Origin of the sequence: Flavobacterium sp. UBA6195, assembly GCF_002422095.1 — a bacterium.
Classification (GTDB): domain Bacteria; phylum Bacteroidota; class Bacteroidia; order Flavobacteriales; family Flavobacteriaceae; genus Flavobacterium.
Genome location: NZ_DITB01000059.1, coordinates 1 through 14,604 on the forward strand (window position 1 = coordinate 1; position 14,604 = coordinate 14,604).

Sequence of the window (14,604 nt, forward strand, 5' to 3'; positions counted from 1 at the left end):
ATTACACGATGTCAATTGTTTGGTAAACAGTTAGAAGATAAATTGTATGCTCACCATGCTATTCAAGATAGTATTGTTGTTACTGACGCTGAAGTAAATAGTTTTATGAATGAACAATTAGATGCGATGGTGCAGCAAATTGGTTCGATTGAAAAAGTAGTTAAGTTTTATAAGAAAAAAAATATAGAAGAATTTAAGTCTTATTTTTTTGAAATTATAAAGATGAATAAGTTAACATCTCAAATGCAAAAGAAGATTGTTGATGAAATTACCATAACTCCTGAGGAGGTTCGTAACTTTTTCAAAGAAATTCCAGCAGATGAAATTCCAACATTTGGTGCTGAAATGGAGGTTGCTCAGATTGTCGTAAAGCCTGTAATAACAGATGAAGAAAAGAAAAGAGTAGTAGAAAAATTAAAAGAAATAAGACAAGATGTATTAAATGGTGCTAGTTTTTTCAGTAAAGCGGTTCTGTTTTCTGAAGATCCAGGTTCAAGTTCTAACGGAGGGTATTATAAAATTAATCGTAAAACTGGATTTGTAAAGGAATTCAAAGAAGTAGCCTTTAGTTTAGCTGAAGGAGAAATTTCGGAACCTTTTGAAACAGACTATGGATATCATATCATTATGGTTGATAAAATTAAAGGTCAAGAGGTTGAATTGCGTCATATTTTAATTTCGCCAAAAGTTTCAAATCAAGCAATGAAAGACGCTAAGGCTAAAATCGAAGATATTCGAGCGAAAATTTTAAACAAAGAAATAACATTTGCTGATGCTGCTAAGTCTTCATCTGATGAAAAAGAAACCAAAAATAATGGTGGAGTTTTATTAAATCCTAGAACTATGGAGCCTAGATTTGAATTAACAAAAATGGATCCAGCCTTATATGGTCAAGTTTCATCATTAAAAGATGGTGAAATTTCATTACCAATTTTAGATGAAGACAGATCTGGTGGTGGTTTAAAATTTTATAAAATTATAACAGTTAATAATAGAACCGAAGAACATTTAGCTGATTTCGCGAAAGATTATTTAAAAATAAAAGAGCTAGCCTTGAAAGATAAGCAAATTAAAGAAATTGCTAAATGGAGTGAAGAAAAAATAAAAGAAACCTATATTAAAATATCGGACGAATACAAAGATTGTGATTTTACTAATAATTGGTTAAAAAAATAAATCATAAACCCTTTGAACATTCAAAGGGTTTATGATTTATTTTATATTTTAGTGTAATAATAATTAAGTTCAAATTTTTAAATCCTAAATTTATTATGTCAGATGTAGCAGCCATTCAGGAATTAGTTGAAAGACAAAAAGCATTAAAGCAGGAAATTGCAAAAATAATTGTAGGTCAGGATGAAGTCGTACATCAAATTGTGATGAGTATTTTTTCTGGTGGACATGCTTTATTAATTGGTGTTCCCGGATTAGCAAAAACTTTAATGGTTAATACTATTTCGCAAGCTTTAGGATTGAATTTCAAAAGAATTCAGTTTACACCTGATTTGATGCCGTCGGATATATTAGGAAGTGAAATTTTAGATGAAAATCGTCATTTTAAATTCATCAAAGGACCAATATTTTCCAATATTATTTTGGCAGATGAAATTAACAGAACGCCGCCAAAAACGCAAGCTGCTCTTTTAGAAGCTATGCAAGAACGTGCGGTGACTGTAGCCGGACATCATTATAAATTAGATTTGCCTTATTTCGTATTAGCAACTCAAAATCCAATTGAGCAAGAAGGAACTTATCCGTTACCAGAAGCGCAATTAGATCGTTTTATGTTTGCTGTAAAATTGGATTATCCAAGTTTTGAGGAAGAAGTAAATGTAGTAAAAGCAACCACTTCTGATTTTAAACCTGTGGTAAATTCTTTATTTACTGCTCAAGAAATTATTGATTTTCAAAATGTAATTCGTAAGTTACCCGTTGCTGATAATGTAATTGAATATGCAGTTTCGTTAGTAAGCAAAACGCGTCCCGATAATCCACTTTCAAACGAATTTGTGAAAACATATATCGATTGGGGTGCTGGTCCAAGGGCTTCGCAAAATTTAATTTTGGCAGCAAAAACCAACGCCGCTTTTAATGGTAAATTTTCTCCAGATATCGAAGATGTAAAAGCAGTAGCCATTGGAATTCTTCGTCACAGAATCGTAAAAAATTACAAAGCCGACGCCGAAGGAATTTCGGAAGAAGATATTATTAAAAAACTTTTGTAAAGAAGTTTATGTTCGGTTTAGCAATTGATTTAAATAAACGTATGCATGGTTTAGATATTGCTAGATCAATTGCAATTTCATTGGTTGTGTTTTCACATAGTCTTTGGATTAGTGATTTTTTTCCTCCTTTAATTAGTTGGTTAATGCAATTGAGCGGAACAATTGGTGTAGAATTTTTTTTCATAATTAGCGGATTTTTAATTGGTAAAATCGTCCTTCGAATGCTTGAGAATGAGGATTTTTCTTTTTCAAGTGTTATAGTTTTTTTAAAGAGAAGATGGTTTAGGACATTGCCTAATTATTATTTAATTCTTTTTGTTAATGTTTTGCTATGGTATTTGTTTTATAATGAAATACCTGAGAAACTATACCTTTATTTTGTCTATTTACAAAACTTATCCCATAATGCTCCCGATTTTTATAGAATTTCATGGAGTTTAGCAGTTGAACAGTTTTGTTATATCATCGGGCCTTGTACATTGTTGCTTCTAGTAAAAATATTTCCAAATGCAAATCGAAAACAGCTATTTTTAGGAATGAGTTTATTTATGATTGTGTTGTTTTTTGGTGTAAGACTATATTTCAATTTTACACATGAATTAACTTCATTAAATCAATGGAATGAATCATTACGAAAAGTAACTATTTACAGATTAGATGCTATTTATTTTGGATTTGTGCTTTTCTATTTGTATTCCAATAATTTTATTGCCTCAAAATGGAATTTATATCTTTTTTTAGTTGGGATTTTAGGAATTTTTACGCTTCACATATTAATTTTTGTCTTCGGAATTCAATATGAAAGGCATCAATTTTTTTTTAATGTTTTTTATTTGCCGCTGAATTCTATTTCAATTTGCTTGACGATTCCCTTTTTAGTTACAATTAAATTAAAGAATGTCTTTTTTTTAAAGTGCGTAGCCTTGTTGAGTGTTATCTTATATAGTGTCTATTTATTGCATTATACCGTTATTCTTCATGCAATGAAGGTATTGTTTCCATCTGAAAATCTTCGTGGATTTTATCTTTTTGTATACACTTTTAGTTATTGGTTTCTGGTTCTTATTTTGTCTTATATGCTTTATCGATTTTTTGAAAAACCAATGACCAATCTCAGAGAAAAGAAAATGATAAATTGATAGAATACTAGCTTTTTTTTAAAGGTTTTGTCAAATTAATAAAACTTTGATTTTAAATTACGAATTATTCAAAATATTTTCGTTTTATCGAATTTTATTGAAAAATAAATACTAAAATAAAATCTTTGCAAATAATAATTCTTCTATTTAGGCTTTTTATTAAAAATTTTTAAATTTGATTAAGATTTATTAAATTTGTGCCACTTTAACAACAAACACTAATTAACTTATTTATAGTATGGCATTAGCTGCTGAAATGAATCTTTATAACGAATACATTAAAGAAATCGAAGAAAGAAAAGGTCAAGGATTACATCCAAAACCAATTGATAGTGCTGATTTATTGAACGAAATCATTGCTCAAATCAAAGATACAAACAATGCAAATAGAGAAGATTGCTTGCAATTTTTCATCTATAACACTTTGCCGGGAACCACTCCTGCTGCTGGTGCAAAAGCAAAATTTTTAAAAGAAATTATTTTAGGTCAAGAAACAGTAGCTGAAATCACACCAACTTTCGCTTTTGAATTGTTATCACACATGAAAGGTGGACCTTCAATTGAGGTTTTGTTAGATTTAGCTTTAGGAAACGATGAGGCAATTGCGAAACAAGCGGCTGAAGTTTTAAAAACACAGGTTTACTTATACGATGCCGATATGGATCGTTTAAAAGTAGCATATGAAAATGGAAATGCAGTAGCAAAAGACATTTTAGAAAGCTATGCAAAAGCGGAATTCTTTACAAAACTTCCAGAAGTTGCTGAAGAAATTAAAGTAGTAACTTTCATCGCTGGAGAAGGTGATATTTCAACCGACTTATTATCTCCAGGGAATCAAGCGCACTCGCGCTCTGACCGTGAATTACACGGAAAATGTATGATTACGCCTCAAGCGCAAGAAGAAATTAAAGCGTTACAAGCACAACATCCAGATAAATCGGTAATGTTAATTGCTGAAAAAGGAACAATGGGAGTAGGTTCTTCTCGTATGTCAGGTGTAAATAACGTGGCGCTTTGGACAGGAAAACAAGCAAGTCCTTATGTACCATTCGTGAATTTCGCTCCAATCGTAGGAGGAACCAATGGAATTTCTCCAATTTTCTTAACTACAGTTGATGTAACGGGTGGTATCGGAATCGACTTAAAAAACTGGGTTAAAAAAACGGATGCCAACGGAGAAGTAGTTCGCGATGAAAACGGGGAACCAATTTTAGAGCAAGTATACTCAGTTGCAACTGGAACGGTTTTAACGATCAATACAAAAACTAAAAAATTATACAATGGTGATCAAGAATTGATTGATATTTCAAGATCATTCACGCCACAAAAAATGGAATTTATCAAAGCGGGTGGTTCGTATGCTATCGTTTTTGGTAAAAAACTACAAACTTTTGCTGCTAAAACTTTAGGAATTGAAGCGCCTCTTGTATACGCTCCTTCAAAAGAGATTCACATTGAAGGTCAAGGATTAACAGCAGTGGAGAAAATCTTCAACAAAAATGCTGTTGGAACTATTTCTAAACAAGTATTACACGCGGGTTCTGATGTTCGTGTTACTGTAAACATTGTAGGTTCGCAAGATACTACAGGTTTAATGACCGCTCAAGAATTAGAATCAATGGCAGCTACTGTAATTTCTCCAATTGTTGATGCAGCTTACCAATCAGGTTGTCACACAGCTTCGGTTTGGGACAAAAAAGCACAAGCAAACATCCCGAAATTAATGCAGTTCATGAATGATTTCGGATTGATTACAGCACGTGATCCAAAAGGTGTTTATCATCCAATGACTGACGTAATTCATAAAGTATTAAATGATATTACAGTTGATGAATGGGCTATTATTATTGGTGGTGACTCACACACTAGAATGTCAAAAGGGGTTGCTTTCGGTGCAGATTCAGGAACTGTGGCTCTAGCCTTAGCAACTGGAGAAGCTTCAATGCCAATTCCACAATCGGTAAAAGTGACTTTCAAAGGAAGTATGCCAGATTATATGGATTTCCGAGATGTAGTTCATGCTACTCAAGCACAAATGTTACACCAATTTGGTGGTGAAAACGTTTTCCAAGGAAGAATTATTGAAGTTCATATTGGAACTTTAACTGCTGACCAAGCGTTTACATTCACCGATTGGACTGCTGAAATGAAAGCTAAAGCTTCAATTTGTATTTCAGAAGATGAAACGTTAATCGAGTCATTAGAAATCGCAAAAGGAAGAATCCAAATCATGATTGATAAAGGCATGGACAACAAAAACCATGTACTTCAAGGATTAATCGATAAAGCAAACCAACGTATTGCAGAAATTCGTTCAGGTGAAAAACCAGCGTTACGTCCAGATGCAAATGCAAAATATTATGCTGAAGTGGTCGTAGATTTAGATCAAATTGCTGAGCCAATGATTGCTGACCCAGATGTTAACAATAAAGATGTTTCAAAACGTTATACGCACGATACAATTCGTCCGCTTTCTTTCTACGGAGGAGATAAAAAAGTAGATTTAGGATTCATCGGTTCTTGTATGGTTCACAAAGGAGATATGAAAATCTTAGCTCAGATGTTGAAAAATATCGAAAAACAACAAGGTAAAGTGGAATTCAAGGCACCTCTAGTAGTTGCTCCTCCAACATACAATATTGTTGACGAATTAAAAGCTGAAGGTGATTGGGAAGTATTACAAAAATATTCAGGATTTGAATTTGATGATAATGCGCCAAAAGCTGTTGCTCGTACCGAATATGAAAACATGTTGTACTTAGAGCGTCCAGGTTGTAACCTTTGTATGGGGAACCAAGAAAAAGCGTCTAAAGGAGATACGGTTATGGCAACATCAACTCGTTTGTTCCAAGGTCGTGTTGTAGAAGACTCTGCAGAGAAAAAAGGAGAATCATTATTATCATCTACTCCTGTTGTAGTATTGTCAACTATTTTAGGAAGAACCCCTTCAATTGAAGAATACAAAAAAGCGGTGGAAGGAATCAACTTAACTAAGTTTGCTCCATCTCACAAATTGTTAGTAGGATAATTAAATCTAAATATCAAAATGAAAAGCTCAAGTTTTTTTACTTGGGCTTTTTTGTTTTTATCTGTTCAATTTTTTGTAAATTAGTGGGATTAAATAACAAACAAAATAAATTACTATGGCATTTGATATTGAAATGATTGAAAAAGTATACGCCACCATGGCAGAACGAGTAGATAAAGCTCGTGATATAGTTGGGCGTCCATTGACTTTGTCTGAGAAAATTTTGTATTCGCATCTTTGGGAAGGAATGCCAACGCAAGCTTTCGCAAGAGGTAAAGATTATGTTGATTTTGCTCCCGATAGAGTAGCTTGTCAAGATGCAACAGCACAAATGGCATTATTGCAATTCATGCATGCAGGAAAGAGTAAAGTAGCGGTTCCAACAACGGTTCACTGTGACCACTTAATTTTAGCAAAAAATGGTGCCAAACAAGACTTAGAGTTGGCAAATAAACAATCAAAAGAAGTTTTCGATTTCTTATCATCAGTGTCAAACAAGTATGGAATTGGTTTTTGGAAACCCGGTTCAGGAATTATTCACCAAATCGTTTTAGAAAACTATGCTTTTCCCGGAGGATTAATGATTGGAACTGATTCTCATACCGTAAATGCAGGTGGTTTAGGAATGTTAGCCATTGGTGTTGGTGGTGCTGATGCGGTTGATGTGATGTCAGGTATGTCTTGGGAATTAAAATTTCCAAAATTAATCGGAGTAAAACTAACGGGTAAATTAAACGGTTGGACTTCACCTAAAGACGTAATTCTAAAAGTAGCTGATATCTTAACTGTAAAAGGAGGAACTGGTGCAATTGTAGAATATTTCGGAGAAGGTGCCGAATCGATGTCGTGTACTGGAAAAGGAACCATTTGTAACATGGGAGCTGAAATCGGAGCTACCACTTCAACCTTCGGTTATGATGATTCTATGAGAAGATATTTAGCAGCAACTGGTCGTCAAGACGTGGTAAATGCAGCGGATAAAGTTGCTTCATATTTGACAGCTGATGCCGAAGTTTATGCGAATCCAGAAAAATATTTTGACCAATTAATCGAAATCAATTTATCAGAATTAGAACCACACATTAACGGGCCTTTCACTCCAGATAGAGGGACACCAGTTTCCAAAATGAAAGCGGAAGCCGAAGCTAACGGATGGCCAATTAAAGTCGAATGGGGATTAATCGGTTCGTGTACCAATTCTTCTTACGAAGATATGTCGCGTGCTGCTTCCATTGTAAGACAAGCGGTGGCTCATGGCATTAAGCCTAAAGCAGAATTTGGGATTAACCCAGGTTCGGAACAAATTCGTTACACGATTGAACGAGATGGAATTATTGCCGATTTCGAGAAAATGGGAACCAAAGTGTTTACGAATGCTTGCGGGCCTTGTATTGGACAATGGGATAGAGAAGGAGCGGACAAACAAGAAAAAAATACCATCGTACATTCGTTCAACCGTAACTTTTCAAAAAGAGCCGATGGAAATCCAAATACGCATGCTTTTGTAACTTCGCCAGAAATGGTAGCCGCTTTAGCGATTTCAGGTCGTTTGGATTTTAATCCCATTACAGATACTTTGATAAATGATAAAGGAGAAGCTGTAAAATTGAATCCGCCTTTTGGAGATGAATTGCCAACCAAAGGTTTTGATGTAAGAGATCCAGGTTTTCAAGCGCCAGCAGCTGTTGGTTCTAGCGTAGAAGTTGTAGTTTCTCCGACTTCAGACCGATTACAGCTATTAGCGCCTTTTGATGCTTGGGACGGGAAAAATATTACAGGCGCAAAATTGTTAATCAAGGCGTTCGGAAAATGTACTACTGATCATATTTCTATGGCTGGACCTTGGTTGCGTTTCCGTGGCCATTTAGATAATATTTCGAATAACATGTTAATTGGTGCAGAAAATGCATTCAATGGTAAAGCAAATTCAGTTAAAAATCAATTAACTGGAGCTTATGACGAAGTGCCAAAAGTACAAAGAGCATACAAAGCAGCTGGAATTCCATCTATTGTTGTAGGTGATCATAATTATGGAGAAGGTTCTTCACGTGAGCACGCGGCTATGGAACCACGTTTCTTAGGTGTAAAAGCAGTTTTGGTGAAATCATTCGCTCGTATTCACGAAACCAATTTGAAAAAACAAGGAATGTTAGCTTTAACCTTCGCGAACGAATCCGATTATGATAAAATTCAAGAAGACGATACAATTAATTTCCTAGATTTAACAGAGTTTGCACCAGGAAAACCATTATCATTAGAATTTGTTCATACAGATGGAACTAAAGATATTGTAATGGCAAATCATACCTACAATGAAGGTCAAATCGGATGGTTTGTAGCAGGTTCTGCTTTAAATTTAATTGCGGCTGGAAAAGCGTAAAAGCGTAGTTAACTTTATAAAAAAGCACAAGGGATAGAATTTTTCTATCCCTTGTGCTTTTTACAATTATTTTTTAAACAAAGTAGTGTTATTAGTGAATTTCTTGATTTCAATTTTAGGTTCACCAAATAATTCGATTTCAGATTTTCCTGAGGCTTCTAATTCAAAATTATTAGAAACATTAATTTCGCATTTCGCATTATTTTCAGCGGTTAAAATTAAGTTTGCAATTGTGAATTTTTTAGATTTTAATTCTGCACTATTGTCAAGCCTAATCTTTGCGCTTTTGGTATTTCCTTCAATTATAGCTTTACTTTTTTGATACATATCCAATTTAAGTTCTGGAGAAGTGAGTAAGGCTTTCAATTCTGCATTTTTACTTAACTCCAAGGAAGTGTTTTCAGCTTTAATATTAATTTCAGCTTCTGACTTATCGTTTAAAACTAAAGCAAAATAATTTGCTTTCACGTTAAGGAAAGATTTGGAATAATCGTAGTTTTTAATTGTAATATTTTCCAATTCTAAATCAGCTAAAGCTTTAATTGAACTTTCGTTTTTAGCAGTGATTAATTTTAATTCGGAAGTATAATTGATTCGGATGGCAAATTTCTTGGCACCAATTGCTTCTCTTAAAGAAGAAACTCTTAATGTTCCACCAACCACTTCATAGTTGATGATTTCATGAAGGTTATCATCAGCCTCAATTTCTACAGAAGGTTTGTCAGATTTTACTAAGAAAACCTCAAAATTGTCGTTAATTTCAATATTTTCAAAAGCGGGAATTTCTTTTACAGAAACCGTTACAATTTTTGATCCTTTTATTTTTTCTTTTTTTTGAGCAACGCAAATCGTTGTAAAAAAAATAAACGCAAATAGTAATGATATTTTTTTTGTCATTTTATGATGATTTGATATCACAAACATACACAAAATTTGTTCCAAATTTCATTTTTTAAATATTAGAAGTTCAATCTTTATGAAATTTAGTTAATAAAAAAGCACCAGTTTTAACTGATGCTTTAGTATTATATAATGGATTCGATAAGACTTACTATCAAAGTAAATACAAATTCTACGACTTGAATTATTAGCTTAATCATGAGAGATGAATTTTAAGTTTGTATTTGTAAAATTATAAAACGCTTATAACAAAGCTGTTAATTATTTACTAATTGTTTGTTAATTAGTTAAAGCTCACACTTCCTCCAGAAGTTTCTTCTTTCACCACTTTTTTTGGCTCCTTAACATAATCAATAGAACTTCCGCTTGAAGCTTTAGCGATTAATAATACAATTGGATTTACAGTTGTACTACTTCCGCTTGTTGACTGTGCTGTAATCTCGTTTGAAGCAAGTTCTTTGGCATTAATTTCACTTCCGCTTGACGATTTGGTTTCTAAAGTTAATGTTTTTCCACTTACTTTAATTTCACTTCCACTTGTAGATTCGCAACTTACTTTTTCGTATTCTAAATCGGCTTGAATGGTACTTCCACTACTAGTTTTTAGTGTTAGGCTTGTCCCACTTAATTTATTTATTGTTTTTATGCTTGCACCACTCGAAGATTCTAAGCCTTCAATTGTTTTGGTTTTTACACGGATAATTGCATTTTCCATAGTATTAATGTTTCCGTCAATTTTTACAATTAAAGTTCCGTTTTCAACTTTAGTAACGATGTATTTTATTAAATTATCATCTACTTCTACTTCTATTTCAGATGGAGCCCCTTGTTCTAGAACTACTTCAACGCCTGTACTTGCATGAATTTTTGTAAAAGGAGATTCTATGTTTCTTTTTTCAGTGATTACATTTCCGCTTCCTTCAATCCCGTCAATTAAATTCAAATTGCCATTACATGAGGTTAATGATAATGTGAGTAAGAGAATAATTAATTTGAATGTTGTCTTCATATTTATTTCTTTTTAGAGTTATTCATTTCGTTTATAACCTCTTTTTTAATACTATCTAATTTCACTTTTTTTGTGGCAGTTATTCTTTCTTCGGTACTTTTTACTACACCATTTTCCTCTTTGTTAACTACTTTCTTTACTAAAACTCCATTTTCGTCATAGTAAATAGAAGCAGAAGTGTCATCTGTTTCAATTTCGATACTCAAATCATTGTTACTTTCAGATTCTAAACAATTCAAACATCTAATTTTATCAGAATCTACTTGGTAAACTGGATTTTTAGTATCGTATTCTTTTTCATCAAAAAAGTCGTAATCGCTTCTATCGTAGTTGCTATAACTTTCATCGGTTTGGAAGATAGTTCCTTTTGGTAAATACAAGTAAATTTCTACTTCTTGACCTCTGAATTTATTCTCAACCGCAGTTAACAAATAATTATCTAAAATGATGGTGTTTCCTTCAATTTTGTAATTGTATTTGATTTTTTCTGCTCTTTTTTTAGCTTGAGAAGTTGATTTACCATTAGCTAATTTTTCAATTAATATATATGGATTAGCTTCATCTGTATACTTAATTTCGATAGAAACATTATTTGAATAAATGATTTCATTATCTCCTTCATCTTGAGTTATTTTAAAATCATGATCTCTGTATATACTTTTCGAATAAAAATCATTATTCTTAAATTTTATTTTTAAAGTATCGGTAGGAGCAATTGCAATCACTTCTTTTTGAACCGATTTTCCTTCAAATGCTAATTGTGTTGCTTCGTTGATTCCTAAAGAAATTGTAATACCTAAAGCAATCACCCAAGTAGCAAGTAAGGTGTATTTTGCTATGTTTCCAATTGATTTTAAGTTGTTTATTAATAATTTTAATCCTAAAATTAGAATGAAAAAGATTGGGATTCCAACTACTAAGATAAACAATATTCCTTGAGACCAAAGCGGAGTTTCTAATCCAAAAGGCGTTTGTTGAATATGATTTAATATATAGTTTTCTGGCATACTTGATGAGAAAATCATTACGATGCCAATGATACAAATTCCTAAAAGAGAAAATGATGAAATTAAGACTAAAAATGCACCAATAATTTTACCAAATATATTAAAAAAACTAGATAATATTTCACGCAGTATAGAACCAATTTGCTCAGCTCCATTTTTGGCATTATTTGCAATTTTTTGATGATCTATGCTCCCTATTTTTTCTGAAATTTCATCAATACCTTCTTTTACTTTTTTTTCAATATTAGAAATATTGATGGGTTCCCCCTTCATTTCTAATTTTTGTGTAGTTGTCTTAGCCTCTGGAATTAAAATCCAAAGTATTATATAAATAACCAGTGAAGTTCCAAATGTAATCCATGGTGAAATAATAAATAGAATTCTTATCCAAAGTGCATCAATATTTAAGTAATGTCCAATTCCTGATGCAATACCACCAAGCATTCCATTTTCTTTATCACGATACAATCTCTTTGAAGGATAATAGAAATTAGTTGAAGAAGAGCTAGATTGATAAGTTGATTTCTCGTCATCAATTTTGTAATCTTCTGGTTGTCCCATGATAGAGATTACTTCTTCAATTTCAGATAATCCTACAACTTGTTTGTCGTTTTTTAATCGCTCTTGAAAAAGTTCGGCTATACGACTTTCTATATCTTTCATGATTTCGTCTCTTCCATCAGGCGAAAGTGAACGTTTCACCGCATCAAAATAACGCGATAATTTTTGATAGGCATCTTCGTCTATGTGAAAGAAAAAACCTCCTAAATTTATACTTATTGTTTTGTTCATGACCTTTAGTTTTGACTTGTTATTATGTTTACTGCATCTGATAATTCTTTCCAGGTGCCATTTAATTCTTGTAAAAATTCTTTTCCTTCATCGGTTAATCCGTAATATTTTCTTGGTGGTCCCGATGTTGATTCTTCCCAACGATAATTTAACAATCCATCGTTTTTTAGCCTTGTTAGTAGTGGGTAGACCGTGCCTTCCACCACTAGTAATTTAGCATTTTTTAGCGTATCTAGTATTTCGGAAGTGTAGGCATCTTTTTCTTTTAAGACAGATAAGATACAGAATTCCAAAACACCTTTTCGCATTTGTGCTTTAGTGTTTTCAATGTTCATAATTCCTCTTGTTTTTTTTAATTAGACTGTTCATTTTTTGATTCTTTTTGCTTGCGCAGTGATTGATTTGATGATTGAAAATTAGATTACCTATTATTTTCTTATACAAAGATAAGTCTAAAGACAGGTATTATGTTACGCATAGTACTAATATTTAACAAATATTTAACAAATAAAAAAATACTAGGAATGCATAGTATTTTTTGTATTTTTACAACAAAATCAATAGAATATGCAGTTTACACCTTCAAAGTTAAATACTTTTATGTTCTTTAAGTTACCTTCTGCTTTTTGGAGTGGGGTAAGAGTAAAATCAATTTCGCCAGAAGTTTGTGCGGTTACTGTAAAGCATCGCTGGTTCAATCAAAATCCGTTTAACTCCATGTATTTTGCTGTACAAGCTATGGCTGCCGAGTTTACTACAGGAGCTTTGGTTATGTTACAAATCAAGCAAAGTGGAAAAAGTATATCAATGTTAGTAGCTCAAAATAAAAGCGTCTTTACAAAAAAAGCAACAGGGAGAATTAAATTTACATGTAATCAAGGTAATTTAATAAAAGAAACGATTCAAAAGGCAATTGATACTAACGAAGGACAAACCATTTGGTTGACTTCTACAGGTAAAAATGAAAAGGGCGAACAAGTTTCCGAAATGCAATTCGAATGGACTATTAAAGTTAGAGGCTAGAATTTTGAGTTTTGAATTTTGAGTTTGGAGTAAATAGTTTTAAGTCTAGTGTTTAGATTATAAGTTTTAACTTTACTTCTCCGAACTTCCAACATAAAACTATTCCTAAACATAAGTTAATTAACTGACAGTATTCATTTTTTTAAAGTAAATTTGGTAAAAAGGAATAGAAAATGACGGTTTTGATTACAGGAGCTACGGGGTTAGTTGGGCAAGAATTGGTAAATTTATTACTTCAAAATGGATTTACAGTTCATTATTTGTCGACTTCGAAAACAAAGTTAGTTTCTCAAAATAATTACAAGGGGTTTTATTGGAATCCTAAAAACTCAGAGTTCAATATAAACGCTTTAACAGATGTTGAAGTTATAGTTCATTTGGCTGGAGCAAGTATTGCAAAAAAATGGACTCCATCTTACAAACAGGAAATTATTGAAAGTAGAGTGCTTTCTACACGATTACTTTATAATGCACTTCAAAAAAATCCGAACCAGGTAAAACAGATTGTTTCTGCTTCCGCTATTGGAATTTATTCAAATGATTTAACTTATATTTATCATGAAACCGATACTAAAGTTGATGATTCTTTTTTAGGGAATGTAGTGCAACAATGGGAAGAGGAAGTAAATCAATTTGAAAAGTTGAATATCAAAGTCACTAAAATTAGAATAGGTATTGTTTTAGCAAAAAACGGAGGTGCGCTTCAAGAAATGGTGAAGCCAATCAAAATGGGAGTTGGAGCTGCTTTTGGTTCAGGATTGCAATATCAATCATGGATTCATATTCAAGATTTAGCAGGGATATTTCATTTTGTAATTCAAAATCAGCTTTCAGGAATTTTTAATGGTGTTGCGCCTTATCCTGTTACAAATTCAGAATTAACCAAAGCTATTGCTAAAACTCTAAGTAAACCATTGTTTCTACCTAATATTCCCCAATTTGTAATGAAAATAATGTTAGGCGAAATGCATCAAATTCTGTTTTCAAGTCAACATGTAAGTTGTAGAAAATTACTCGATTTGAAATATCAGTTCAAATTTGCGTCACTTGATAAAGCACTTAATGATTTATTTAAATAAAAATAAACCAAACATCTTATAA

11 protein-coding genes are annotated in these 14,604 nt (G+C 32.5%); 7 read left to right on the forward strand and 4 right to left on the reverse strand.

The genetic code is table 11. The features are described from left to right. From B4I81_RS04775 to B4I81_RS04795, 5 genes are all read left to right on the forward strand, one after another. Nucleotides 1-1,176: peptidylprolyl isomerase (locus B4I81_RS04775; RefSeq protein WP_291108274.1), on the forward strand; the 1,176-nt coding region annotated here is incomplete at its 5' end. A 95-nt stretch (nucleotides 1,177-1,271) separates the two neighbouring features. Continuing rightward, the gene (locus B4I81_RS04780) at nucleotides 1,272-2,225 is read left to right on the forward strand and encodes an AAA family ATPase (protein WP_291108276.1); all 954 of its coding nucleotides are present in this window, start codon (nucleotides 1,272-1,274) and stop codon (nucleotides 2,223-2,225) included. An 8-nt stretch (nucleotides 2,226-2,233) separates the two neighbouring features. Continuing rightward, entirely contained in the window at nucleotides 2,234-3,364 is a 1,131-nt protein-coding gene (locus tag B4I81_RS04785; RefSeq protein ID WP_291108278.1) for an acyltransferase family protein, read from the forward strand. A gap of 256 nt (nucleotides 3,365-3,620) precedes the next feature. After that, nucleotides 3,621-6,392, forward strand: coding sequence for a bifunctional aconitate hydratase 2/2-methylisocitrate dehydratase (locus B4I81_RS04790; protein WP_291108370.1), 2,772 nt, complete (start codon nucleotides 3,621-3,623; stop codon nucleotides 6,390-6,392). A gap of 115 nt (nucleotides 6,393-6,507) precedes the next feature. Next, the gene (locus B4I81_RS04795; protein ID WP_291108280.1) at nucleotides 6,508-8,772 is read left to right on the forward strand and encodes an aconitate hydratase; all 2,265 of its coding nucleotides are present in this window, start codon (nucleotides 6,508-6,510) and stop codon (nucleotides 8,770-8,772) included. Between the two features lie 66 nt (nucleotides 8,773-8,838). On the opposite strand, the gene B4I81_RS04800 is transcribed toward B4I81_RS04795, so the two are convergent. The 4 genes from B4I81_RS04800 to B4I81_RS04815 form a co-directional block, all read right to left on the reverse strand. Then, nucleotides 8,839-9,669 (reverse strand): GIN domain-containing protein, encoded by an 831-nt coding sequence (locus B4I81_RS04800; RefSeq protein WP_291108283.1) that lies wholly within the window; start codon nucleotides 9,667-9,669, stop codon nucleotides 8,839-8,841. A 286-nt stretch (nucleotides 9,670-9,955) separates the two neighbouring features. Then, a complete protein-coding gene (locus B4I81_RS04805; protein WP_291108285.1) occupies nucleotides 9,956-10,681 on the reverse strand; it encodes a head GIN domain-containing protein in 726 nt (241 codons plus the stop codon). 2 nt (nucleotides 10,682-10,683) lie between these two features. Further along, nucleotides 10,684-12,480 carry a PspC domain-containing protein gene (locus tag B4I81_RS04810; protein ID WP_291108287.1) on the reverse strand — a complete coding sequence of 599 codons (1,797 nt, stop codon included), beginning with the start codon at nucleotides 12,478-12,480 and terminating at the stop codon, nucleotides 10,684-10,686. Between the two features lie 5 nt (nucleotides 12,481-12,485). Further along, entirely contained in the window at nucleotides 12,486-12,815 is a 330-nt protein-coding gene (locus B4I81_RS04815) for a PadR family transcriptional regulator (protein WP_026724567.1), read from the reverse strand. A 232-nt stretch (nucleotides 12,816-13,047) separates the two neighbouring features. On the opposite strand from B4I81_RS04815, the gene B4I81_RS04820 reads away from it, so the two are divergent. Both B4I81_RS04820 and B4I81_RS04825 read left to right on the forward strand, forming a co-directional pair. Next, nucleotides 13,048-13,503, forward strand: a complete 456-nt coding sequence (locus tag B4I81_RS04820; protein ID WP_291108290.1) for a DUF4442 domain-containing protein — start codon at nucleotides 13,048-13,050, stop codon at nucleotides 13,501-13,503. A gap of 173 nt (nucleotides 13,504-13,676) precedes the next feature. Then, nucleotides 13,677-14,582 (forward strand): TIGR01777 family oxidoreductase, encoded by a 906-nt coding sequence (locus tag B4I81_RS04825; protein ID WP_291108292.1) that lies wholly within the window; start codon nucleotides 13,677-13,679, stop codon nucleotides 14,580-14,582. Nucleotides 14,583-14,604 lie beyond the last annotated feature (22 nt).